Source organism: Streptomyces sp. NPDC052109, from assembly GCF_040680195.1.
In the GTDB taxonomy this organism is placed as follows: Bacteria; Actinomycetota; Actinomycetes; order Streptomycetales; family Streptomycetaceae; genus Streptomyces.
This window is the reverse complement of the sequence record NZ_JBFAWF010000009.1, coordinates 87,498-109,468: the sequence shown is the minus strand read 5'-3', so window position 1 is coordinate 109,468 and position 21,971 is coordinate 87,498. Positions and strand designations below refer to the sequence as shown.

General features: G+C 72.4%; 21 protein-coding genes. 14 read left to right on the top strand and 7 right to left on the bottom strand.

Translation table 11 applies throughout. The features are described from left to right. Positions 1-34 precede the first annotated feature (34 nt). Positions 35-3,442, bottom strand: coding sequence for a tetratricopeptide repeat protein (locus tag AB0L59_RS20175; RefSeq protein ID WP_365585322.1), 3,408 nt, complete (start codon positions 3,440-3,442; stop codon positions 35-37). On the opposite strand from AB0L59_RS20175, the gene AB0L59_RS20170 reads away from it, so the two are divergent. Beyond that, a complete protein-coding gene (locus AB0L59_RS20170; RefSeq protein WP_365585320.1) occupies positions 3,416-3,736 on the top strand; it encodes a hypothetical protein in 321 nt (106 codons plus the stop codon). The genes AB0L59_RS20175 and AB0L59_RS20170 overlap by 27 nt on opposite strands. On the opposite strand, the gene AB0L59_RS20165 is transcribed toward AB0L59_RS20170, so the two are convergent. Continuing rightward, a complete protein-coding gene (locus AB0L59_RS20165; protein WP_365585317.1) occupies positions 3,709-4,089 on the bottom strand; it encodes a hypothetical protein in 381 nt (126 codons plus the stop codon). The genes AB0L59_RS20170 and AB0L59_RS20165 overlap by 28 nt on opposite strands. Before the next feature lie 379 nt (positions 4,090-4,468). On the opposite strand from AB0L59_RS20165, the gene AB0L59_RS20160 reads away from it, so the two are divergent. Together AB0L59_RS20160 and AB0L59_RS20155 are read left to right on the top strand one after the other, a co-directional pair. Further along, the gene (locus AB0L59_RS20160; RefSeq protein ID WP_365585314.1) at positions 4,469-4,876 is read left to right on the top strand and encodes a YciI family protein; all 408 of its coding nucleotides are present in this window, start codon (positions 4,469-4,471) and stop codon (positions 4,874-4,876) included. An 8-nt stretch (positions 4,877-4,884) separates the two neighbouring features. After that, positions 4,885-6,030, top strand: a complete 1,146-nt coding sequence (locus tag AB0L59_RS20155) for a DUF6596 domain-containing protein (RefSeq protein WP_365585311.1) — start codon at positions 4,885-4,887, stop codon at positions 6,028-6,030. Between the two features lie 285 nt (positions 6,031-6,315). Here AB0L59_RS20155 and AB0L59_RS20150 read toward each other — a convergent pair whose 3' ends face one another. Beyond that, positions 6,316-7,341, bottom strand: a complete 1,026-nt coding sequence (locus tag AB0L59_RS20150) for a Ku protein (RefSeq protein WP_365585309.1) — start codon at positions 7,339-7,341, stop codon at positions 6,316-6,318. A 94-nt stretch (positions 7,342-7,435) separates the two neighbouring features. On the opposite strand from AB0L59_RS20150, the gene ligD reads away from it, so the two are divergent. Further along, positions 7,436-8,323: a non-homologous end-joining DNA ligase gene (gene ligD / locus AB0L59_RS20145; protein WP_365585306.1), complete on the top strand. Its 888-nt coding sequence runs from the start codon at positions 7,436-7,438 to the stop codon at positions 8,321-8,323. A gap of 28 nt (positions 8,324-8,351) precedes the next feature. Here ligD and AB0L59_RS20140 read toward each other — a convergent pair whose 3' ends face one another. Next, positions 8,352-9,155, bottom strand: coding sequence for a nuclease-related domain-containing protein (locus AB0L59_RS20140; protein WP_365585303.1), 804 nt, complete (start codon positions 9,153-9,155; stop codon positions 8,352-8,354). A gap of 98 nt (positions 9,156-9,253) precedes the next feature. Between AB0L59_RS20140 and AB0L59_RS20135 the strand changes: the two genes are divergently transcribed. The 6 genes from AB0L59_RS20135 to AB0L59_RS20110 all read left to right on the top strand — a co-directional run bounded on the left by AB0L59_RS20135 (position 9,254) and on the right by AB0L59_RS20110 (position 15,383). Continuing rightward, positions 9,254-9,763 carry a protein phosphatase gene (locus AB0L59_RS20135; protein ID WP_365585301.1) on the top strand — a complete coding sequence of 170 codons (510 nt, stop codon included), beginning with the start codon at positions 9,254-9,256 and terminating at the stop codon, positions 9,761-9,763. Positions 9,764-9,887: 124 nt separating this feature from the next. Beyond that, the gene (locus tag AB0L59_RS20130; protein WP_365585299.1) at positions 9,888-10,676 is read left to right on the top strand and encodes a hypothetical protein; all 789 of its coding nucleotides are present in this window, start codon (positions 9,888-9,890) and stop codon (positions 10,674-10,676) included. Continuing rightward, on the top strand, positions 10,673-11,923 hold the full coding sequence (locus AB0L59_RS20125; protein WP_365585296.1) for a HAMP domain-containing sensor histidine kinase: 1,251 nt from the start codon (positions 10,673-10,675) through the stop codon (positions 11,921-11,923). The genes AB0L59_RS20130 and AB0L59_RS20125 overlap by 4 nt, the downstream gene beginning before the upstream one ends. Positions 11,924-12,001: 78 nt before the next feature. Beyond that, the gene (locus AB0L59_RS20120; RefSeq protein WP_365585293.1) at positions 12,002-13,363 is read left to right on the top strand and encodes an FtsW/RodA/SpoVE family cell cycle protein; all 1,362 of its coding nucleotides are present in this window, start codon (positions 12,002-12,004) and stop codon (positions 13,361-13,363) included. A 23-nt stretch (positions 13,364-13,386) separates the two neighbouring features. Next, the gene (locus tag AB0L59_RS20115) at positions 13,387-14,844 is read left to right on the top strand and encodes a penicillin-binding transpeptidase domain-containing protein (protein WP_365585679.1); all 1,458 of its coding nucleotides are present in this window, start codon (positions 13,387-13,389) and stop codon (positions 14,842-14,844) included. Between the two features lie 44 nt (positions 14,845-14,888). Beyond that, on the top strand, positions 14,889-15,383 hold the full coding sequence (locus AB0L59_RS20110; RefSeq protein WP_365585291.1) for a DUF3291 domain-containing protein: 495 nt from the start codon (positions 14,889-14,891) through the stop codon (positions 15,381-15,383). Here AB0L59_RS20110 and AB0L59_RS20105 read toward each other — a convergent pair. Further along, positions 15,367-16,254, bottom strand: a complete 888-nt coding sequence (locus AB0L59_RS20105) for a hypothetical protein (protein ID WP_365585676.1) — start codon at positions 16,252-16,254, stop codon at positions 15,367-15,369. The genes AB0L59_RS20110 and AB0L59_RS20105 overlap by 17 nt on opposite strands. A 69-nt stretch (positions 16,255-16,323) precedes the next feature. Then, positions 16,324-17,433: a ferritin-like domain-containing protein gene (locus AB0L59_RS20100; RefSeq protein ID WP_365585289.1), complete on the bottom strand. Its 1,110-nt coding sequence runs from the start codon at positions 17,431-17,433 to the stop codon at positions 16,324-16,326. A 123-nt stretch (positions 17,434-17,556) separates the two neighbouring features. On the opposite strand from AB0L59_RS20100, the gene AB0L59_RS20095 reads away from it, so the two are divergent. The 4 genes from AB0L59_RS20095 to AB0L59_RS20080 all read left to right on the top strand — a co-directional run bounded on the left by AB0L59_RS20095 (position 17,557) and on the right by AB0L59_RS20080 (position 20,722). Continuing rightward, positions 17,557-18,495, top strand: coding sequence for a diiron oxygenase (locus AB0L59_RS20095; RefSeq protein ID WP_365585286.1), 939 nt, complete (start codon positions 17,557-17,559; stop codon positions 18,493-18,495). Between the two features lie 89 nt (positions 18,496-18,584). After that, positions 18,585-19,241, top strand: coding sequence for a TetR/AcrR family transcriptional regulator (locus tag AB0L59_RS20090; RefSeq protein ID WP_365585284.1), 657 nt, complete (start codon positions 18,585-18,587; stop codon positions 19,239-19,241). A gap of 4 nt (positions 19,242-19,245) precedes the next feature. Next, the gene (locus AB0L59_RS20085) at positions 19,246-19,548 is read left to right on the top strand and encodes a hypothetical protein (protein WP_365585282.1); all 303 of its coding nucleotides are present in this window, start codon (positions 19,246-19,248) and stop codon (positions 19,546-19,548) included. A 124-nt stretch (positions 19,549-19,672) separates the two neighbouring features. Continuing rightward, entirely contained in the window at positions 19,673-20,722 is a 1,050-nt protein-coding gene (locus tag AB0L59_RS20080; protein WP_365585279.1) for a C40 family peptidase, read from the top strand. Here the strand turns inward: AB0L59_RS20080 and AB0L59_RS20075 are convergent. Further along, entirely contained in the window at positions 20,695-21,948 is a 1,254-nt protein-coding gene (locus tag AB0L59_RS20075) for a styrene monooxygenase/indole monooxygenase family protein (RefSeq protein ID WP_365585277.1), read from the bottom strand. The genes AB0L59_RS20080 and AB0L59_RS20075 overlap by 28 nt on opposite strands. Positions 21,949-21,971 lie beyond the last annotated feature (23 nt).

Below are 21,971 nucleotides of genomic sequence, written 5' to 3'. Positions count from 1 at the left end.
CGGACGGGCGGGAATGAAACTACATGACCGCCCGTCAGGCGAGTGGCTCGTCCTGCGAGCGCTCCTCGGTCACCTGGACTTCGGTGCCACCGCCTTTGCGGGCCCATTCGCCGGCCTGCCGCGCGGTGCTGGCGCGGGGGAAGGGGCCCATGGACTGACGGACGCCGTCGGCAGCGATCCAGCGCAGGAAGAATCGGCCCTGTGGTGCTCCGGAGCGGGCTGCCGGTGCCCCCTGCCTTGCGCCTCGGCGCCGACTTCCCTTGGCCGACTTCGGGACCTTACTCCGCAGTCGGGCGATGTTGCGGCGGGTGGCGAGCGTGTCGGCGTGGTCCGGGCCCAGGACCCGCAGCCGATCCGCAAGCAACTCCTCGGCCGCCGCCAAGGCACCCACCCGATCACCCGCCGCCGCACGCAGATGGGCGATCAGGGCGCGGGACGCGAGGGTATCGACGTGGTCCGGGCCGAGGACCCGCAGCCGCTCCGCAAACGCCTCTTCGGCCGCCACCACGGCACCCGCCGCATCGCCGCTCTTGCCCCGCCAGTGCGCCACCTGACCCCGGGAAGCGAGAGTATCGACGTGGTCCGGGCCGAGCACCCGCAGCCTGTCCGCGAGCAACTCCTCGGCCGCCACCACAGCACCCGCCGCATCGCCGCTCTTGCCCCGCCAGTTGGCCACCTGACCCCGGGAAGCGAGCGTGTCGGCGTGGTCCGGGCCCAGGACCCGCAGCCGATCCGCGTACAACTCCTCGGCCGCCATCACAGCATCCGCCGGATCGCCGCTCTTGCCCCGCCAGTGCGCCACCTGACCCCGGGAAGCGAGAGTATCGACGTGGTCCGGGCCGAGCACCCGCAGCCTGTCCGCGAGCAACTCCTCGGCCGCCACCACAGCACCCGCCGGATCGCCGGCTTGTCCCCGCCTGTCGGCAACCTGGGCGCGGGCGGCAAGGGTATCGCGGTGATCCGGGCCCAAGGCCCGCTGCCGATCCGCAAGCAGCTCCTCGGCCGCCACCACAGCGCCTGTCCGGTCACCGACCTGCCTTCTCAGGAAAGCCACGGTCCTGCGGGCGGCGAAGGTGTCGGCGTGGTCCGGACCCGAGACCCGCAGCCGGTCCGCGAGCAACTCCTCGGCCACCACCAGGGCTCCCACCCAGTCACCGGCCTGCCCCCGCCGCTCGGCAACCTGGGCGCGGGTGGCAAGAGTGTCCGCGTGGTCCGGGCCCAGGACCCGCAGCCGGTCCGCGAACAACTCCTCGGCCGCCACCAGAGCCCCCGCCCAGTCACCGGCCTGCCCCCGCCGCTCGGCGACCTGCGCGCGGGCGGCAAGGGTGGCGGGATGGTCCGGGCCCGAGACCCGCAGCCGGTCCGCGAACAACTCCTCGGCCGCCACCAGAGCGCCCGCCCAGTCACCGGCCTGCCCCCGCCGCTCGGCGACCTGCGCGCGGGCGGCAAGGGTGGCGGAGTGGTCCGGGCCCGAGACCCGCAGCCGGTCCGCGAGCAACTCCTCGGCCGCCACCAGAGCGCCGGCTCGATCGCCGGTCCTGCCCCTCCAGTTGGCGATCTGGACGCGGGTGGCAAGCGTGTCCGGGTGGTCCCCGCCGAGCACCCGCAGCCGGTCCGCGAGCAACTCCTCGGCCGCCACCAGGGCACCCGTCCAATCACCCGACTCTCCCCGCAGTTGGGCGATCTGGGCGCGGGTGGCAAGAGTCTCCGGATTGTCCCCGCCGAGCACCCGTAGCCGCTCCGCGAACAACTCCTCGGCCGCCGCCAGAGCACCCACCCGATCACCCGCCGCTGCCCGCAGATGGGCGATCAGGGCGCGGGACGCGAGAGTGTCGATGTGCTCCGGGCCGAGCACCCGCAGCCGGTCCGCGAGCAACTCCTCGGCCACCGCCAGGGCACCCGTCCAATCACCCGCGTCCCCACGCAGTTGGGCGATCTGAACGCGGGTGGCAAGAGTCTCCGGGTGATCCCCGCCGAGCACCCGCAGCCGCTCCGCGAACAACTCCTCGGCCGCCGCCAGAGCACCCACCCGGTCACCCGCCGCCGCCCGCAGATGGGCGATCTGGGCGCGGGTGGCAAGCGTGTCCGGGTGATCCCCGCCGAGCACCCGCAGCCGGTCCGCGAGCAGTTCCTCGCTTGCCGCCACAGCACCCGCCCGATCACCCGACTGTCCCCGCAGGTCGGCCAGGTAATAGCGGGCGGCGAGGGTGTCGGGATGCGCGGACCCGAGGTGTTGCCGGGCAGCGTCACACAGCACCCGCCAGTAGGCGACTGCGGAGACGAGGAGCCCCGCTCTCCTGAGGCTCTTCCCGGCCTGGAACAGCACCGGGTGAGCCTCGACCGACCACAACCGGTCCCCGGCGTGAGCATGCAGGGCGTCTGCGTTCGCCCGCAGGACCCCGCCGCTCAGGGGTGTGTCCAACTGGGGCCAGACGTCGCACAGAGCCTGGCCGACGACCTGTACGGCACGGTCGAACTCGGGGATCGTCAGTTCGTCGCGGGTGGCCCGCTGGATCAGGCCGTGGACGCGCACGACGCGGTCGGACGCGTCGCGGTCGCGATCGACGAGGTTCAGCCGGTGCAGGTGGGACAGCGCGTCGTGCGCGTCCTCCTCGAGTACCGTCCCCTCCTGCTCCCCCGCGCGGGGAAGGTCGCCGGGCGACCGCAGGCGCTGGGACGTCAGGTACGCCAAGGCAGGAGGGCTGGTCAGGACGGTGGAAGGGATGCCGTTGGGATCCAGCATGCTCGCGAGCTGCAGCATGGGACGGGCCAGACCCGCGGGAGCAAGCTGATCGGCCAACTCGACCGACAGTGACCAAGTGGCGGCCACGGTGTCCCGTTGGTCGTCCGGCAGGGCCCCGTTCTCGGGGAGGACCTCGGCGAGGGTGCGGCGGCGGTCCGCCAGGCGTCGACGGTACTCGGCGCAATCCAGGTCGCGGTCGATCAAATATGCGGCGGCCTGTGCCAAGGCCAGTGGCAGAAAGCCGAGGTCCTCGGCCAAACCCGCGATCTGCTCCGGTTCGTCGTGCCGGTCGAGAGCCGTGAGCGTGGAGGTGAGGTAGGCGGTGGCCTCGTCAGAGGTGAAAAGGCCGACTTGGACCAGGCGCCCCCGGCGCGCCAAGGCGGCGTCCCGGCGGCGGGTGGTGATGACCACGCGGCCTGTCGGGCACTGTGGCGGCCACAGCCCGCTCAGGTCACTCGGATCAGCCACGTCGTCCAAGACGACCAGCCACGGCCGGTCGGTCGTCTCCAGCCAGGTCACGAACTGCTGAGCCGCTTGTTCGGGGTCACTGCTGTCGGCACCGGCTGTCCGGCTGCCGGCGCTCGCGTACATGGAGGTGATCGCGTCCCGGTTGCTCGCAGTGACCCAGACGAGAAGGTCCACGCTGCGGGAGGTCAACTGGCGTCGGGCATAGTGGGCGGCAAGCTGCGTCTTGCCCACGCCTCCGGTGCCGGAGAGTACCTGGCAGAGGACGGCCGTCCCGCCACCGGCTACCGCCGCGTCGAGAGTGTCCGCGACGTCGCGGTGCTGAAAGGAACCGACCTGTCCCGGTATGACACCGACGAGTTGTGGCCACACCACTTCTGTCCGTGGCGCGGCTTGGTGGATCACCGTGTCGGCATGAACGACCGCGACGGAGCCGTTCTGGGCAAGAGCCACCGCAGGGCCGACGATGTGCGGGTTGCTGAGGGAATTGCCGGGAACCGTCAACCCTGGGCCGGGCCCGGCTGGTGAGGGGTGCCCAGATGCACGCCCCCGTTGATGACGCCGGCAGCCGCCGAGCCGCGGTCGGCGCGGATACTCACGTTCCCACCGACGGCGAGACCACCGTCACCCGCCGTCGCGCCGCCCTGGCGACTGACCGACTCGACCAGTTCGCGCAGGTCGGCGGCAGCCTCCTCGCGCTCACGCTCCGGAAGCTCATCCAGCAGGTCCTGGAACCGGGTCTGCCAGGACGTCTCCTCGCCCGCACGCACCCGCTCCGCGTCGTCTGCGGCGGCCTGCCCGAGGGCGGCCGCCGTCCTGTCCAGGCGTACGAGAGTCACCTGGGTCGTCCGGTCGTCTCCCCGCCCGAAGAGCCGGGCCACACCGTTACTGAAGGCAGTCCACAAACTCGTACCCGCTGCCTGTACCACTGCGCCACCGCCGGCAGCCGCCAAAGACGTCAAGGCCTCGTCGAGCACTCCCGCTCCCCCTCGCTCACTCGAGCCGAGCACTGTGACACGTACCATACATCTCCCGCTCCGGCGAGGGACCGGTGCGCCGGGCCACCTCAACGATGGGCATCCCGGCGTTCGGCCACCCGCCCTGGACCGGACGTCCCACGAGACGGCTCCCCCGTTCCCTCCTGCCCGTCGCGAAAGCCGCAGGGAATTCGGGCGGCGATGTCGAGAACCCGGTACCGGCTGCGTCCCTGAGGTGAACGCGGCCACAATGGGTCGCACCGGCAGCGAGGAGCACACACTCATGGCCAAGTACCTGCTGCTCAAGCACTACCGCGGCGCACCGGCCCCGGTCAACGACGTGCCCATGGACCAGTGGACGCCGGAGGAGATCTCGGCGCACGTGCGGTACATGAACGACTTCGCGGCCCGGCTGGAGAAGTCCGGTGAGTTCGTCGACGCTCAGGCGCTCGCCGCCGAGGGGACGTGGGTGCGGTACGACGGTGAGGGGCGGCCGCCGGTCACCGACGGGCCGTTCGCCGAGACCAAGGACCTGATCGCCGGGTGGATGGTGATCGACGTCGACAGCCACGAGCGTGCCGTCGAGCTGGCCGGCGAGCTGTCGGCCGCCCCCGGCGCGGGCGGCAAGCCGATCCATGAGTGGCTGGAGGTGCGTCCGTTTCTGGCCGCGCCGCCCACCGTCACGGAGTGACGCCCGCGATGGACGAGGCACTGCTGCGCAGTCTCACGCCCAGCGTCCTGGCCGTCCTCGTCCGCCGCGGAGCCGACTTCGCGGCGGCCGAGGACGCCGTCCAGGAAGCGCTGGTCGAGGCGCTTCGCGTGTGGCCCGCCGACCCGCCGCGGGACGCGAAGGGCTGGCTGGTCACCGTGGCCTGGCGCCGGTTCCTCGACGCTGCCCGGGCGGACGCCGCCCGCCGCCGGCGTGAGGACCTCGTCGACGAGGAGCCGGCGCCCGGGCCGGCGCCCGCGGTGGACGAGACGCTGCATCTGTACTTCCTGTGCGCCCACCCGTCGCTGACGCCGGCGTCGGCGGTCGCGCTCACCCTGCGCGCCGTCGGCGGGCTCACCACCCGGCAGATCGCCCAGGCCTACCTCGTGCCCGAGGCGACCATGGCGCAGCGGATCAGCCGGGCCAAGCGCACCGTCTCCGGCGTGCGGTTCGACCGGCCCGGCGACGTCGCCACCGTGCTGCGCGTCCTCTACCTCGTCTTCAACGAGGGCTACTCCGGCGACGTCGACCTCGCCGCCGAGTCCATCCGGCTCACCCGGCAGCTTGCGGCCCAGGTGGACCACCCCGAGGTGGCGGGACTGCTCGCCCTCATGCTGCTCCACCACGCCCGCCGCGCCGCCCGGACCGCGGCCGACGGCAGCCTGGTGCCGCTCGCCGAGCAGGACCGCGGCCGGTGGGACACCGAGTCGATCACCGAGGGCGTCGCGATCCTGCAGGCGGCCCTCGCCCGCGACCGGCTGGGCGAGTTCCAGGCCCAGGCCGCCGTCGCGGCACTCCACGCCGACGCGCCCACAGCGGAGGAGACCGACTGGGTGCAGATCGTCGAGTGGTACGACGAGCTCGTGCGCCTGACCGACAACCCCGTCGTCCGGCTCAACCGCGCGGTCGCCGTCGGTGAGGCCGACGGGCCCCGCGCCGGCCTCGCGGCGCTCGCGGAACTGGACGACGCGCTGCCCCGCCACACGGCGGTGGCGGCGTACCTGCACGAGCGCGACGGTGATCCGGCGACGGCGGCGCGGCTGTACGCCGAGGCCGCCCGAAAGGCGCCCCATCTCGCCGAGCGCGACCACCTGACCCGCCAGGCCGCCCGGCTCAACGCCCGCCGGCACCGCTGACAGGTCGCTCGCGCTCGGACCGTCCTGCGGCGGCGACAGGCTCCGGGCTGCAGGCGGGGTGCCGCGAGGGGCCCGGTGGAGCCGACGGCTGGAGGGTCGCAGGCATCGGTCGCGGCCCTACGTTTGGCCCCCGCGCGGCCCGCCGTCCGGAACTGGCGGGCCAGCGCCTCGAAAGGCGCCGTCGCGGGGTAAACGGAACCTACGCCTCCGCAAGGCAAAACGGAAGACCCGCCCTCGCAGGATCCCTCGCATCGAAACAAGCGCCCTCGGCTCGAGAACGCCCCCTCAGGCCGACCGTTTGCGTGACGCGGTCTTCTTCGCGGCCGCCGTCTTCTTCGCCGTGCCCTTCGAGGCCGCCGTCTTCTTCGCCCCCGCCGTCGACCGGGCGGTCTTGGCCGTCGACTTGCGCGCCGGCTCCGCCTTCTTCGCGGCGGCGGTCTTCTTCGCCGTGGACGTCGACTTCTTGCCCCCCGTCGCCTTCGGCGCGGCTCTCCGCGGCAGGGATCTGACCTCGGCCCCGGCGCCGGACGGCGCCTCTCGCGACTCCCGGGCCGCCCGCACGCTGCTCTCCAGCGCCGCCATCAGGTCCAGCACCGTGCCCCCGGTGGCCGGCGCGGGCGCCTCCGGTGGGGCCTCGCCGGTGGCCTTGGCGGCGATGACCTCCTCCAGCGCCTCCCGGTACTCGTCGTGCAGGTCCTCCAGGTCGACCTCGCCCAGGGTGTCCATCAGGGCGTCCGCGAGGTCGAGTTCCTTGTCCCGGATGGTGACGGCGGCGTCGGGGGCCACACCCTCCGGCGCGCGGACCTCGTCCGGCCACAGCAGGCCGTGCATGGCGATGGCGTCGCCGACGACCCGCAGCATGCCGAGCCGCTCCCGGCCGCGCAGCGCGTACTTGGCGATGGCGACCTTCTTGCTGCGCTTGAGGGCCTCGCGCAGCAGGGTGTACGGCTTCGCGGCCGGGGCGCCGCTCGCCGCGAGGTAGTACGCCGCGCCCATCTGGAGCGGGTCGATCCGGTCGGCCGGCACGAAGGCCACGATCTCGATGGTGCGGGCCGTCGGGATCGGCAGGTGGGAGAGGTCGTCGTCGGTGATCGGGATGATCGTGCCGTCCGCGTCCTCGTACCCCTTGCCGATCTCGTCCTGGCTGACCTCGCGGTCGTCGAGCTCGCACACCTTGCGGTAGCGGATGCGCCCGTTGTCCTCGGTGTGGATCTGGCGGAAGGAGATCGCGTGGCTCTCCGTGGCGTTCACCAGCTTGATCGGGATGCTGACGAGCCCGAAGGAGATGGCGCCGTTCCATATCGACCGCACGTGCCGCACCCTTCCTCTGCCGGTTCCGCTGCCGATGACACCGCCGACTCACCGGTTTCGGATATTTCGGCGGCTTGTCTGGGATTGTCATCTTATGACGCCTATCACAGAGGTGGAGGGGCGGCGGGTCGCGCTCAGCAACCTGCAGAAGGTGCTGTATCCGGAGACGGGGTTCACCAAGGCGGAGCTGGTGCACTACTACGCGACCAGCGCCGATGCGCTGCTGCCGCACCTGCGCGACCGGGCCGTGTCCTTCCTGCGCTATCCGGACGGCCCGGACGGCCAGCTGTTCTTCACCAAGAACGTGCCGCCGGGTACGCCCGAGTGGGTCACGACCGCCGAGGTGCCGCGGTCCTCGGCGGACAGCCCGGCCCGGATGGTCGTCGTACAGGATCTGCCGAGCCTGGTCTGGGCGGCGAACCTGGTCACCGAGTTCCACACCCACCAGTGGCTGGTACAGAGCCCGGACGAGGCCGACCGGCTGGTCTTCGACCTGGACCCGGGGGCACCGGCGAACGTCGTCCACTGCTGCGAGGTGGCCCTCTGGCTGCGCGAGCGGCTCGCGGCGGACGGCATCGAGGCGTACCCGAAGACGGCCGGGTCGAAGGGGCTGCACCTGCTGGCGGCGGTGCACGGCGGCTCGCCCGAACGGACGAGCGAATACGCCAAGGCGCTCGCCGTGGAGGCCGAGCGGACGATGCCCCGGCTGGTGGTGCACCGGATGACGAAGAGCCTCAGGCCGGGGAAGGTGTTCGTCGACTGGAGCCAGAACGCGGCCCGCAAGACCACGGCCACGCCCTACACCCTGCGTGCCCGCCGGGTCCCGCTGGTCTCGGCGCCCGTGACCTGGGAGGAGGTGGCGGACTGCCGCAGCCCGGCACAGCTGGAGTTCCGGGCGGACGACATCGCGCCGCGGCTCCAGGACCTGGGGGACCTGATGGCACCCCTGCTGGACCCGGGAACGGCGGCGCCGCTGCCCTGACCGGCGCCCCCGGCTCGACGCCCGCGATCTACACCCTTCCCCACGTGCGGCGGTCCCGGGCCATCCCGTGCAGGGCCTCCACGTCCGCCGGCTTCAGCACCCCGCCGAACCGGGCGAGGCCGGTCAGCTCGGTGTCCCGCAGGATCCGTACCGCCCGCGGCCGCTCGGTGACCGTCACCCCGGCCGGGCCCACCAGGGCGAGCACCGAGCGCACCTCGGCGGTCAGGGCGTAGGAGGCCCGGTCGGCGAGAGCCCGCAGCCGGCGCAGCAGCGGCTCGGCCTCGCGGCGGCCCACGGTGACCATCGGGTCGGCGATCAGGACCCGGGCCTTGCGGGCGTACAGGGCGTGCACGGCGAACAGGCCGCCCGGGCCGAGCAGCAGATGGTGGATGCGGTCGCCGCCGGGCAGGGCGACGGAGTGCAGGGTGTGCCAGCCGGCGCCCTCCAGGCCGTCCAGGGCGGCGCCGACGGCCTCCTCGGCGGCCAGCGCGCGCCGGCGCGGGTCGGGGCGCAGCCGGTGGGCGGGGCCGGGGTCGCGGTCGAGGGCGACGAGCAGGGCCTCGCCGGGGCGGTTGGGCGCCAGGTCGTCGTCGGGATGCAGGGTCAGCCGGGCGAGCTCCACGGGGGTCGGCACCGGCGGCGGGCCCACGGTCACCGGGCCGGTGAGGAACGGTTTCAGGGCTTGGAGTACATCGTTCCTGCAGTCCTCGCCGAGCAGGTTGACCCGGCCCGTCTCCCGGTCGTACCAGGCAGCGTTGCTTCCGTCCGGGCGGCAGACGTACAGCCGCTCCCGGCCGTGCCGATAGGCCGGCACCACGCGCAGTCCGCTCATGCGCCATCACCCCCGACCATGGGAACAGGCGGGGTGCTCCCTGGGCAAGACCGGTTACCGTGGAGGCGGCCCTGCGAGGGGGAGTTGGGGAGGCGCCGTTGCGGATCCGCGGAAAGCAGCCCGACGTGCCGGCTCCGGAGAGCCCGTGGAACGAGATCGTGCCCGGCCTGTGGATGGGCGGGCACGAGTTCCGGGGCTGTTCGGGACGGCCGGAGCTCGCCGTCGTACGCGACGAGTTCGACGTGGTGCAGACGCTGCTGCGGCTGCCGGGCTACGGCCCCGATCCGGGGGTCGAGCACCATGTGTGGCCGATTCCGGACGGCCCGCTGGACGGGACGCAGCTCGCCGGGGTGATCCGGCTGGCCCGGGCGGCGAACGAGGCGCTGGACGCCGGACGCCGGGTGCTCGTGCGCTGCTACCACGGCTACAACCGCTCGGGCCTGGTCGTCGCGCACGCCCTGGTCCAGCGGGGGCGGGCCTCGCCGGACGAGGTGATCCAGCTGATCCGGGCCCGGCGCTCGGCGTGGGCCCTGCACAACGACCTGTTCGTGGAGTACCTGCGCGCGGGCCTGACCACCGTGCGGCTGCTGGAGGAACTGGCCGAGTAGCCTTTTCCGCAACGCCGCGCCGACCGGCGCGCAAAAAGGACTTACGTACGACTTACATACGAATTTTTCTCGTCTACGAATAAGGTGTACGGGCCCCGACCGCCCCGCACACCCCAGGAGCACCGTGCCAGCCCGCCGTCCCGCGCGCACAGCCCTCACCGCGGCCGCCGTCGCCCTGCTGTCGGCGACGGCGGTGGCCTGCGGGGACTCCGGCGGGCTGCAGGGCGCGGGCCCGACCCCGACCGCCGTCAGCCCCGCCAAGCTCTGGCCCGACCTGCGCCCGGCCTCCAGCCCCGCCTACCCCTACGACGTGGCGACCCGGGACGTCGTCAAGGGCATCACGGTCCCCGGCGACGACATCCGCGAGGTGGACCCGGTCGACGTGGTCGAGGCCGAGATCAAGGCGCAGCCGGACGACTACGGGTCGAAGGGGGCGTACCACGGGACGGTGGACCGGCTGAAGGACTGCCGGCCCGGCGGCGACCGGTCCCGCTGCCCGCTGCTGAAGCCGTACTACCGGGATCTCACCGGGGACGGCCGGGACGACATGACGCTCGGCTTCCGGCTGTACCCGACCAACCAGACGGCCGTACGGGTCTACACCGTCGAGAAGCACAGGCTGGTGCGGGTGCTGGCCGACAACGACGCGATCCTCGGGGTGGAGCTGGCGGGCCGGTCGCTGATCGAGCGCTCACCGGCCGACATCTCCGGCTACGAGTACCGCACGACCTGGGTGTGGGATCCGGGGCAGCGGGCGATGGTGTTCTCCCGCGACGAGTACCTGCACACCGGCAACGGCCGGCGCGCCAAGAAGCCGTCGCCGTCCGCGTCCCCCTCCGCCTCCCCCGCCGCTTCGTCCGCCGACTCCGCCTCCGCCGCGGCCTCCGCTTCCTCCTCCGCGAGCGTGCGATGAGGGTCGCGCTGCCCCGCTGGGCCGGGCCGCTCGCCGTCAAGGCCGCCGCGTTCATCACGGTGATGTGCTGTGCGCTGGCCGCGCTGCTCGGCGTCCTGGTGCACGTCTCGGTGACCAACCAGACCGTCGGCCAGGCCCGCGACCTGGCCCTGGCCCGCCTCGCGGACGCCACGCAGGCGTACGAGGCCGGGGATGCGCTGTTGCCGAACGCCGGGGTGGACCCCGAGGGGCTGCCCGCGTCGCTGCGGAGGCTGGCGGCGGCCGGTGAGCGCGGCACGATGGTCTCCACGCACGACGGGCGGCCGACCATGTGGGCGGCGGGCCCGGTGGCCGGGAACCGGGCGCTGGCCGTGGCGGTCGACTACTCGCAGCAGTCCCGGACCATCGCCGGGCTCGACAACTCGATCCTGTGGTCGTCCGGGCTCGCGATCGGGGCGACGGTGCTGGTCGGCGTGTTCGCGGTGACCCGGGTGACCCGGCGGTTGCACAGCACGGCCCGGGTGGCCCGGCGGATCAGCGCGGGCGACCTGGACGCGCGCGTCGACGACCCCCTCGCCAAGGACCCGTCCCGGCCGCAGGACGAGGTGGGCGCCGTGGCGGCGGCCCTGGACTCCATGGCGTCGAGCCTGCAGAGCAAACTGCTGAGCGAGCAGCGGTTCACCGCGGACGTGGCGCACGAGCTGCGCACCCCCCTCACCGGGCTGCACGCGGCGGCGGAGCTGCTGCCGCCGGGCCGGCCGACCGAGCTGGTGCGCGACCGAGTGGCGGCGCTGCGTACCCTCACCGAGGACCTGCTGGAGATCTCCCGGCTGGACACCGGGCGGGAGAAGCCGGCGGTGGACACCGAGGAGCTGGGGGCGCTGGCCCGGCGGGTGGTGCGCGCCTCGGGCACCGACACGGAGGTCCGCGTGCTCGCCGACGCGCGGGTGGAGACCGATCGGCGGCGGCTGGAGCGGGTGCTGGGGAACCTCGTGGCCAACGCGCACAAGCACGGGGCACCGCCGGTGGTTCTGACGGTCAACGGGGCCGTGGTGACCGTCCGGGACCACGGGGCCGGGTATCCGGAGTATCTGGTGGCGCACGGGCCGCAGCGGTTCCGCACGGAGGGCGGGGCGACCGGGCACGGGCTGGGACTGACCATCGCCGTGGGGCAGGCGGAGGTGCTCGCGGCCCGGCTGTTCTTCGGCAACGCCGTGGATGGTGGGGCTGTCGCCACGCTCGTCCTGCCTGTGGCGGAGACGCGGTAGCGGGATCGGGTCCACCCGCGCCACGCTGGTGCCGGTCGGCACGACCCACAAGACGCCCCGTTTGGGTAGGTTCCGGGCATGACCAAGGCCGGAACCACCCTGGCGGCGGGGCAGGCTCGCGAGCCCGCCGTACGCCTCCCCCGGCGCCGTGGCATCGAACTCGCCCTGATCGTGCTGGCCGTCCTGCTCTCCGTGTACGGCTACTGCGCGGTGGGCCTGGCCCGAACCGGCACCGTCCCGCCCGGCGCCGTCGGTTACGGCGCCGGGCTCGCCGTGCTCGCGCTGTTCGCACATCTCGTGGTGCGCATCCGCGCGCCGTACGCCGACCCGCTGTTCCTGCCGATCGGTGTGCTGCTCAACGGACTGGGGCTGGTCCTGATCTACCGGCTGGACCTGGAGACCCCGAACGACCAGGCGGCCCCGGCCCAGCTCGTGTGGTCCACCCTGGGGATCGGGCTGTTCATCGCCGTCGTGCTGGTACTGCGCGACCACCGGGTGCTCCAGCGGTACGCGTATGTGTGCGTGGCCGCCGCGCTCGGACTGCTCGCGCTGCCGAGCCTGTTCCCGGCGGTCAACGGCGCCCGGATCTGGGTCCGGTTCGCCGGATTCTCCATCCAGCCCGGCGAGTTCGCGAAGGTGCTGCTCGCGGTGTTCTTCGCCGCCTATCTCGCCGCCAACCGCAACGCGCTCGCGTACACGGGCCGCAGGCTGTGGTGGTTGCAGTTCCCGACCGGGCGGGTGCTCGGGCCGATCGTGACGATCTGGCTGCTGAGCGTCGGAGTGCTGGTCCTGGAGCGGGACCTGGGCACCTCGCTGCTGTTCTTCGGGCTGTTCGTGGTGCTGTTGTACGTCGCCACGGGGCGCACCGGCTGGATCGCGGTCGGGCTGCTGCTCGCCGTGCTCGGTGCGGTGGCCGTGGGGCGCCTGGAGCCGCATGTGAACCAGCGCATCGAGGACTGGCTGCACCCCTTCGCCACCATCGAGGCCGGACGGGGACCCAACCAGCTCTCCCAGTCGCTGTTCGCCTTCGCCGCGGGCGGTGTGCTCGGCACCGGGCTCGGCCGCGGGCACTCCATCCTCATCGGCTTCGCCACCAAGTCGGACTTCATCCTGGCCACGGCGGGCGAGGAACTGGGGCTCACGGGGCTCGCGGCGATCTTTCTGCTGTACGCCCTGCTGGTGGAGCGCGGCTACCGGGCGGGCCTCGCCCTGCGGGACCCTTTCGGCCGGCTCCTCGCGGTCGGGCTCGCCGCGATCCTGGCGCTGCAGGTGTTCGTGATCGCGGGCGGGGTCACCGGGCTGATCCCGCTGACCGGCATGGCGATGCCGTTCCTCGCCCAGGGCGGCTCCTCCGTGGTCACCAACTGGGCGATCGTGGCGCTGCTGATCCGGGTGAGCGACTCGGCGCGCAGCCAGTACGACGGACGGGAGGCACCGTGAGCGACTACGGCGGCGGACGGCCGATGGCCCGGTACATCCGGCACGCCTGGGCGTTCAGCGCGCTGCTGCTGGCGGCGCTGCTGGCCAACGCCGCACGCGTGCAGGTGGTGCAGTCGGCTCTGTACGACGGCAATCCCGCCAACCGGCGTGCCGAGATCGCCCGTTACGGCCAGCCGCGCGGCGACATCCTGGTCGGCGGCGAGCCGGTCACCGGCTCCGTGGACACCGGCGAGCAACTGCGCTACGAACGCACCTACAAGGACGGCCCGTTGTACGCGCCGGTCACCGGCTTCGCCTCGCAGTCGTACGGCACCACGTTCCTGGAGCACGCCGGGGACGGGGTGCTCTCCGGCACGGACCCGATGCTCGCGCCGCTGCCGCTGTGGAACGACGTCACGCACGGGCTCGGTCCGACGGGGAACGTCGTCACCACCCTGAACCGGCGGGCGCAGGAGGCGGCGTACCGGGGGCTCGCGAGGCGCAAGGGCGCGGTGGCCGCGATCGAGCCCACCACGGGCCGCATCCTGGCACTGGTGTCGAGTCCGTCGTACGACCCCGGGGTGCTGTCCGGCAACGGCGAGGCGGTGGCCTCGGCGTGGGCGCGGCTCAACCACGACCCGGAGAAGCCGATGCTCAACCGGGCGGTGCGGCAGACCTATCCGCCGGGGTCGACGTTCAAGGTGGTCACCGCGGCGGCGGCGCTGGACGCGGGCGTGGTCACCGACCTGGACGCGCGCACCGACTCCCCCGACCCCTACCGGCTGCCGGGGACCACGACCCGGCTGACCAACGAGGCCGACGGCTGCCGGGACGCCTCGCTGCGGTCGGCCTTCGAGTGGTCCTGCAACACGGTGTTCGCCAAGCTCGGGGTGGACGTCGGCGTGCAGGGCATGACGGTCGCGGCACGGGCGTTCGGGTTCGACGACGACGGGCTGCGCATCCCCTTCTCCGTCGCGCCGAGCACCTTCGACACGCACGTCGACAAGGCGCAGTTGGCGCTGTCCTCGATCGGGCAGTACAACACCCGGGCCACGCCGCTGCAGATGGCGATGGTCGCGGCGGCCGTCGCGTACCGCGGTCAGCTGCTGTCGCCGTACCTGGTGGAGCGCATGACCCGGCGCGACGGGGAGACGATCGCCGCAGGCGGGGCGCATCCGGTGCGGCAGGTGATGAACGCCTCGACCGCCGAACGGCTGAAGGAACTGATGGCCGACGTGGTCCGGGAGGGCACCGGCACCCGGGCTGCCATTCCCGGTGCCCTGGTCGGCGGCAAGACCGGGACCGCGCAGCACGGGGTCGGCAACTCCGGGGTGCCGTACGCCTGGTTCGTCTCCTGGGCGCAGGCCGACACCTCCCTGGAGCCTCAGGTGGCGGTCGCGGTGGTGGTGGAGGACGCCTCGGCGCACCGGGGCGAGATCAGCGGCGGCGGGAACGCGGCGCCGATCGCACGGGACGTGATGCGGGCGGTTCTCGGCAAATGAGACGGGGATACCGTCGGCGACCACGGCCGACCTACCGTTCGGTCATGACCGACTCGACCGCGCACGAACTCGCCCAGGTCAACATCGCCCGTCTCAAGTCCCCCCTGGACTCACCCCAGTTGAAGTTCTTCGTCGACTCGCTCGACCCGGTCAACGAGGCGGCGGACGCCGCGGACGGTTTCGTCTGGCGGCTGCAGAGCGACTCCGGGAACGCCACCGACATCCCGGTCCTCGGTGACGAGTGGCTGATCATCAACCTCACGACGTGGCGGGACCCGAACGCGCTCACGGCGTTCATGTACCAGGGCCTGCACCGGGAGTTGCTGTCCCGGCGCAGGGAATGGTTCGAGAAGCTCGAGGAGGCGGTGACGGCGCTGTGGTGGGTGCCGGCCGGCCACCGCCCGACCGTGGCCGAGGCGGAGGACCGGCTGCTGCACCTGAGGGCGCACGGCGCGACACCGTACGCCTTCACGCTGCGGACGTCGTTCCCGGCACCGGGGGGACCGCAGGAGACGGTCGCGGTCAGCCGACCGGCCTGAGCATCTCGGTGCGGACCGTGACGGTGTGCCGGGCGGCCGCGTCGAGGTCCACGGCGGACGGGTCGGGCGCCGGCAGGGCCGCCTCGCCGATCACGGCGGCCGTGTTGCCGTCCGCCCAGGCGCAGACCGGGTAGGTGATCGTCACCAGGGACGCCTTCTGGGTCAGCACCTCGCAGCTGATCGTGACGTCGGAGCCGGTGGGGGTGACGTCCTTCGGGGCCTGGTCCACGGTCACGCTGTCGGCCTCGGCGGCGCCCTTGAGCATGTTGCGCCGCACGGCGTCCTTGTTCTTGAAGCGGCCGTACATGCCCGACACCAGCAGCATGCCCTTGGTGGTGTCGCCGCCCGGGCTGTAGCGGGCGGTGACGGCATGGATGTCCTTGGCGTCCCAGGCGCCGTCGGCCTCCTTCTCGACCTTCTTTCCCTCGGTGCCGGAGAGGTCCTGGGCGAGCTCGTACTTCCCGTCGAGCAGCGTCCTGGGCAGGGTGAGCTCGTTCTTCGCCTCGGGGAAGCCGCTGCTCGCCGCCATTCCGATCAGGGCGAGCACCACGACGACCGACACGACGGCGCCGCCCACGATCCCGAGGACCAGCCCGACCCGCCGCTTCTTCGGCAGCGGGGCCACGGGCGGCGCGCCCCAGGCGGGGTACGGCTGCTGGGCGTACGGCTGAGGCGGGTACGGCTGCTGCGGCGGGTACGGCTGCTGCGGGTACGGCTGCTGCGGCGGGTACGGGGAGCCGTACGGGCCGGGAGCGGCCTGCGGCGGCTGCTGACCGTAGGGGCCCGGGGCGGCCTGCTGGGGCGGCTGGCCGTACGGGTACGGCTGCTGGGGGCCGTTGGGGTACGGCTGCGGCTGCGGCGGCGGAGGCATGGACACGCCAGCACGCTACTGCACCCGTGTGACGGGCCCGACGGCCGCCTCGGCTCTCCGGCGGCCGGCTCAGCTCTCCGCCGCCCCCGACTCGATCGCCTCGCGCACCTCCGCGACCCGGTCGCGTTCCTCGGCGGCGAAGCGCTCGGCGTCCAACCGCTCGGCCAGTTCCTCGTCCTGGGCCATGAGCAGGTCCAGATTCGCGTCGCCCATCTCGAACACGCCCATGTCCGCGTAGGCCTGCTGCAGCCGCTTGCCCCACAGCCCGATGTCCTTGACGCAGGGCACGATCCGGCTGAAGAGCAGTTTGCGGAACAACTGCAGGAACTCGGAGCGCTCGCTCAGCTCCTCCGCCTCGGCCTTGGGGATGCCGAAGTTCTCCAGCACCTCCACGCCCCGCAACCGGTCGCGCATGAGGTAGCAGCCCTCGATGACGAAATCCTCGCGCTCGCGCAGTTCGGCGTCGGTGAGCTGCTTGTAGTAGTCGCGCAGCGCCAGCCGGCCGAAGGCCACGTGCCGGGCCTCGTCCTGCATGACGTAGGTGAGGATCTGCTTGGGCAGCGGCTTGTCGGTGGTGTCCCGGATCATCCCGAAGGCGGCCAGCGCCAGGCCCTCGATGAGGACCTGCATGCCCAGGTAGGGCATGTCCCAGCGGCTGTCGCGCAGGGTGTCGCCGAGCAGGGCCTGGAGGTTGTCGTTGATCGGGTAGACGAGCCCGATCTTCTCGTGCAGGAAGCGGCCGTAGATCTCGGCGTGCCGGGCCTCGTCCATGGTCTGGGTCGCGGAGTAGAACTTGGCGTCCAGGTCGGGCACCGACTCCACGATCCGCGCGGCGCAGATCATCGCGCCCTGCTCGCCGTGCAGGAACTGGCTGAACTGCCAGGAGGCGTAGTGCCGGCGCAGGTCGCCCTTGTCCCTGTCGGTGAGCTTGTCCCAGTGCCTGGTGCCGTACAGGGACATCATCTCGTCGGGCGTGCCGAGCGCGTCGTACGGGTCGACCTCCAGGTCCCAGTCGATGCGCTGCTGCCCGTCCCACTGCTTGTCCTTGCCCTTCTGGTACAGGGCGAGCAACCGTTCGCGGCCTTCGTCGTACTCCCAGCTGAACCGGGCCGCGCCGGTCGCGGGCACCTGCCAGAGGGGGTCACCGGGGTCGTTGGCGTACAGGTCATGGGTCGGCATACCTCGCAGGCTCACACGTAGACGCGAAGTCAACAAGTCATGCGCAGGGGATTGACTGCCTTGCTGACAAGCAGTCTCATAAGAGGCAGGACGACTACCCCCGGGTAACGAGGTGAGGGAGCCATGACGACCCTGACGGAAGCCGACGCGCTGGACGGCCTGCGCGACGCGCTCGGCCTGCTCAAGGACCGGGAGCAGGTGGCCGAACGGCTGCTGGTCTCCTCCGCCAAGCACTCCTTCGACCCGGACGAGGAACTGGACTGGGACGCGCCCTTCGAGGAGGGCAAGTGGTTCTGGCCGCCGGAACTGGTGTCGCTGTACGGCACCCCTATGTGGAAGCGGATGAGCGAGGAGCAGCGGATCCTGCTCTCGCAGCACGAGGCGGCGGCGCTGGCCTCGCTCGGCATCTGGTTCGAGATCATCCTGATGCAGCTGCTGGTCCGGCACATCTACGACAAGGCGGCGACGAGCGCGCACGTCCGGTACGCCCTCACCGAGATCGAGGACGAGTGCCGGCACTCGAAGATGTTCGCCCGGCTGATCTCGCACGGCGGCACGCCCTGGTACCCGGTGAGCCGCGTCCACCGGAACCTGGGCCGCCTCTTCAAGACCGTCTCCACCACCCCCGGCTCCTTCACCGCCACGCTCCTCGGCGAGGAGGTCCTGGACTGGATGCAGCGGCTGACCTTCCCGGACGAGCGGATCCAGCCGCTGATCCGCGGCGTCACGCGCATCCACGTGGTCGAGGAGGCGCGCCATGTCCGCTACGCCCGCGAGGAGCTGCGGCGCCAGATGGTGACGGCGCCGAAGTGGTCGCAGGAGTTCACCCGGATCACCTCCGGCGAGTTCGCCCGCGTCTTCTCGGTCGCCTTCGTGAACCCCGAGGTGTACACGAACGTGGGACTGGACAGGCGCGAGGCGATGGCCCAGGTGCGGGCGAGCGGGCATCGCCGGGAGGTCATGCAGACGGGAGCGAAGCGGCTGACGGACTTCCTGGACGACATCGGGGTGCTCAGGGGAGCCGGGCGGCGGCTGTGGCGGTCCTCGGGGCTCCTGGCCTGACACCGGCCGCGGCTTTCGGCGAGGCCGGCCGCGGGGACGACCCGCGGCCGCCGCCGTCGCCGCGCCCCCGTGGCGATTAGGCTGCGGGCATGACCCCGGCCACGACCCCCGCCTACCGCCGACTCAGTGTCGAGGAGCGCCGCAGCCAGCTGCTCACGGCCGCGCTGTCACTGTTCGCCCACCGGGCACCGGAGGACGTGTCGCTGGACGACGTGGCGGAGGCGGCCGGAGTGTCGCGCCCCCTGGTGTACCGGTACTTCCCGGGCGGCAAGCAGCAGCTGTACGAGGCCGCCCTGCGCTCCGCCGCCGAAGAGCTGCGGCTGTGCTTCGACGAGCCCCGCGAGGGTCCTCTGCTGCCCCGGCTGTCCCACGCCCTGGACCGGTACCTGGCCTTCGTCGACGAGCACGACACCGGCTTCAGCGCACTGCTCCAGGGCGGCAGCGTGGTGGAGACCTCGCGCACCACCGCCATCGTCGACGGGGTGCGCCGGGCCGCCGCCGACCACATCTACAGCCACCTCGGGGTCACCGACCCCGGCCCCCGGCTGCGGATGACCGTCCGGACCTGGATCACGGCCGTGGAGGCGGCCTCGCTGATCTGGCTGGACGAGGACAAGCAGCCCCCGGTCGAGGAGCTGCGCACCTGGCTGGTGGAGCAGTTCGTGGCCGTCCTCACGGTCACCGCGGCCCGGGATCCGCAGACGGCCGCCGTGGTCGGCGAGCTCGCCGAGGATGGCCGAGACTGAGGCCGTGAAGAGTCAGGACACCCCCTTCGAGGGCGGCCCCATGGACGGGCGCGTGCTGCCGGTCCTGGTCGGGCCCACCGGGCACCCCCCGAAGACGTACCGCATCCCCGTCCCGGGCCCCGCCGGCGGGCCGCCCACGGTGCTCGTCTACCGCCGTGTGCCGCGCGGCCACAGCAGGCGGCTGGGCCTGATCCGGGGATGGAAGTACCAGTACGACCCGGACGACACCTCCGGCGGAAGGCCGAGGTGGCCCTGGTCGAAGCCCACCGCCACGCCGCCCGGCGGGCCGGACGCCCCGAAGGAGTGACAGAGCTGCGCCGAACCGCGCACACCAGGCGCGCGTCCCGCACGGATACATCTGATTATCGCGGTGCGATAGGAGGCGACCAGCCCGCCCGCCGGGTATTCCTCCCCGCACCCGAGGTGATGATGTGTCAGGAATGCTTCTGCGCATGGCGTGTACGGCCGCAGTGGCGGCCCAAGCCGTCCTCGTACCCGCACCGGCCGCGGCCGCACCGGACCCGCAGCGGTCCGTGCCCCAGCTGCTGACGGCCCTTCAGCAGCTGTACCGGCAGACCGAACAGGCCACGGAGGCCTACAACGCCACCGCGGAGCAGCTGGGACGACAGCGTGCGGTGGTGTCCCGCCTCGACGGCGAACTGGCCCGCGCCCGGCTCGCGCTGCAGGACAGCCGGAGCGACGCCGGCCGGCTCGCCCGACAGCAGTACCAGGGCGCCGACGGCCTCGGCCCGTACGTCCGGCTGCTCCTGTCCCCCGATCCGCAGCACGCCCTGGACGAGGGCCATGTCCTCGGCGAGCTGGCTCGGGAGCGGGCCCGGACGGTGACCCGGCTGACCGCCACCGAGCGGCAGCGGGACGCCCTCGCCCGGGCCGCCCGCAAGGCGCTGGACACCCAGCTCACCCTTGCCGAGCAGCAGCAGAGGCAGCGCGACGACGTCCGGGCCAAGCTGGCCGGGGTGGAACGCATGCTGGCCACGCTCACCCCGGCCCAGCTGGCCGCGGTCGCCGCCCTGGAACAGCGGGGCGTCGCCGCAGCCCAGCAGAAGCTCACCACCGCGGGCGCCCTCCCCGCCGACCGGCCCGCCTCCCCCGAGAGCGCCCGCGCGGTCCGCTACGCCCTGGACCAGCTCGGCAAGCCGTACGCGTGGGGCGCCGCCGGCCCCGACTCCTACGACTGCTCGGGCCTGACCGCACGGGCGTGGGGGCAGGCGGGCACACCGATCCCCCGGACCAGCCAGGAGCAGTGGCGGCACCTGAGGAGAATTCCGCTCGGCGAGCTGCGCCCGGGGGATCTGGTGGTGTACTTCCCCGACGCGACACACGTGGCGATGTACGTGGGGAACGGCCATGTCGTACAGGCACCGCGCCCCGGACAGAAGGTCGAGGTGTCGCCTCTGGCGTCCTATCCGCTGCTCGGTGCCGTACGCCCGGATCAGGCCCCGGCCACCGACGCCAGGTAGGCCTCGGTCTTCTCCGGCTCGTAGAAGAAGTTCTCGAAGTCCGCCGGATCGTTGAAGGCGTTGGCGAAGCGGTCGGCGACCGGCTGGAGCTGGCCGGCGGCGCCGATGAGGTTCAGGACGTGCTCCGGCGGCGGCGCCAGCATCGCGTTGGTCCACTTGGTGACGTGCTGGGCCGTGTTCCAGTACCGGTCGAACGTGGCCTGCATCCACTCCTCGTCGAACGGCTTGTCCTCGTGCTCCACGATCGAGGCGAGGTACGCGGCCGCGCACTTGGCGGCGGAGTTGGAGCCCTGGCCGGTGATCGGGTCGTTGGCCACGACGACGTCCGCGACGCCCAGGACCAGGCCGCCGCCGGGGAGGCGGCCGACGGGGTTGCGGACCGTCGGGGCGTAGCGGCCGGCCAGCGTGCCGCCCGCGTCCGTCAGTTCGACCTTCGTCGCCCGCGCGTACTCCCAGGGCGTGAACTTCTCCATGAGTTCCAGGGTCAGGGAGAGGTGCTCCGCCGGGTCCTTGACGCCGTTGAAGACGTCGAGCGGACCGCCGGGTATGCCCTCCCAGAAGAGGATGTCGGCGCGGCCGGACGTGGTCAGCGTCGGCATGATGAACAGCTCGCCGACGCCGGGGACCAGGTTGCAGCGCACCGCGTCGAACTCGGGGTGCTCCGGGCGCGGGCCGAGCCCGTGGACGTACGCCACCGCCAGCGCGCGCTGCGGCTCGCTGTACGGGGAGCGCGAGGCGTCGCGACCGAACATCTGGACCAGTTCGCCCTTGCCCGCCGCGACCAGGACGAGGTCGTAGGTCCGGGAGAAGTAGTCGAGGTCGCCGACCGCCGCGCCGTGGATGACCAGCTGGCCGCCGCGCTGGGCGAAGGTCTCCATCCAGCCGGCCATCTTCACCCGCTGGTCGACGGACTGCGCGTACCCGTCCAGCTTGCCCACCCAGTCGATGGCCCGCTGGGTGGGGCCCGGGTCGTGCGAGCCGGGGGCCGCGACCGAGACGCCGAGTCCTTCGATCTTCGGGGCCTGGGACTCCCAGAAGTTCAGCTGGAGATCGCGCTCGTGCTGCAGTGCCGTGTGGAACATGCACTGCGTCGACATGACCCGGCCGGTGCGGATCTCGTCCGCGGTCCGGTTCGACATCAGGGTGACCTCGTAGCCGTGGGACTGCAGGCCGAGGGCGAGCTGGAGACCGGACTGGCCGGCTCCGACGACGAGTATCTTCCGCATGCGGGTGAGGACTCCTAACAGGG

What these genes read in the sequence shown, in the direction of transcription:
- AB0L59_RS20095 (WP_365585286.1), top strand. Translation starts at nt 17,557, where the DNA reads ATGACGACCCTGACGGAAGCCGACGCGCTGGACGGCCTGCGCGACGCG.
- AB0L59_RS20110 (WP_365585291.1), top strand. Translation starts at nt 14,889, where the DNA reads ATGACCGACTCGACCGCGCACGAACTCGCCCAGGTCAACATCGCCCGT.
- AB0L59_RS20100 (WP_365585289.1), bottom strand. Translation starts at nt 17,433, where the DNA reads ATGCCGACCCATGACCTGTACGCCAACGACCCCGGTGACCCCCTCTGG.
- ligD (WP_365585306.1), top strand. Translation starts at nt 7,436, where the DNA reads ATGACGCCTATCACAGAGGTGGAGGGGCGGCGGGTCGCGCTCAGCAAC.
- AB0L59_RS20155 (WP_365585311.1), top strand. Translation starts at nt 4,885, where the DNA reads ATGGACGAGGCACTGCTGCGCAGTCTCACGCCCAGCGTCCTGGCCGTC.
- AB0L59_RS20090 (WP_365585284.1), top strand. Translation starts at nt 18,585, where the DNA reads ATGACCCCGGCCACGACCCCCGCCTACCGCCGACTCAGTGTCGAGGAG.
- AB0L59_RS20160 (WP_365585314.1), top strand. Translation starts at nt 4,469, where the DNA reads ATGGCCAAGTACCTGCTGCTCAAGCACTACCGCGGCGCACCGGCCCCG.
- AB0L59_RS20140 (WP_365585303.1), bottom strand. Translation starts at nt 9,155, where the DNA reads ATGAGCGGACTGCGCGTGGTGCCGGCCTATCGGCACGGCCGGGAGCGG.
- AB0L59_RS20115 (WP_365585679.1), top strand. Translation starts at nt 13,387, where the DNA reads ATGGCCCGGTACATCCGGCACGCCTGGGCGTTCAGCGCGCTGCTGCTG.
- AB0L59_RS20120 (WP_365585293.1), top strand. Translation starts at nt 12,002, where the DNA reads ATGACCAAGGCCGGAACCACCCTGGCGGCGGGGCAGGCTCGCGAGCCC.
- AB0L59_RS20125 (WP_365585296.1), top strand. Translation starts at nt 10,673, where the DNA reads ATGAGGGTCGCGCTGCCCCGCTGGGCCGGGCCGCTCGCCGTCAAGGCC.
- AB0L59_RS20105 (WP_365585676.1), bottom strand. Translation starts at nt 16,254, where the DNA reads ATGCCTCCGCCGCCGCAGCCGCAGCCGTACCCCAACGGCCCCCAGCAG.
- AB0L59_RS20075 (WP_365585277.1), bottom strand. Translation starts at nt 21,948, where the DNA reads ATGCGGAAGATACTCGTCGTCGGAGCCGGCCAGTCCGGTCTCCAGCTC.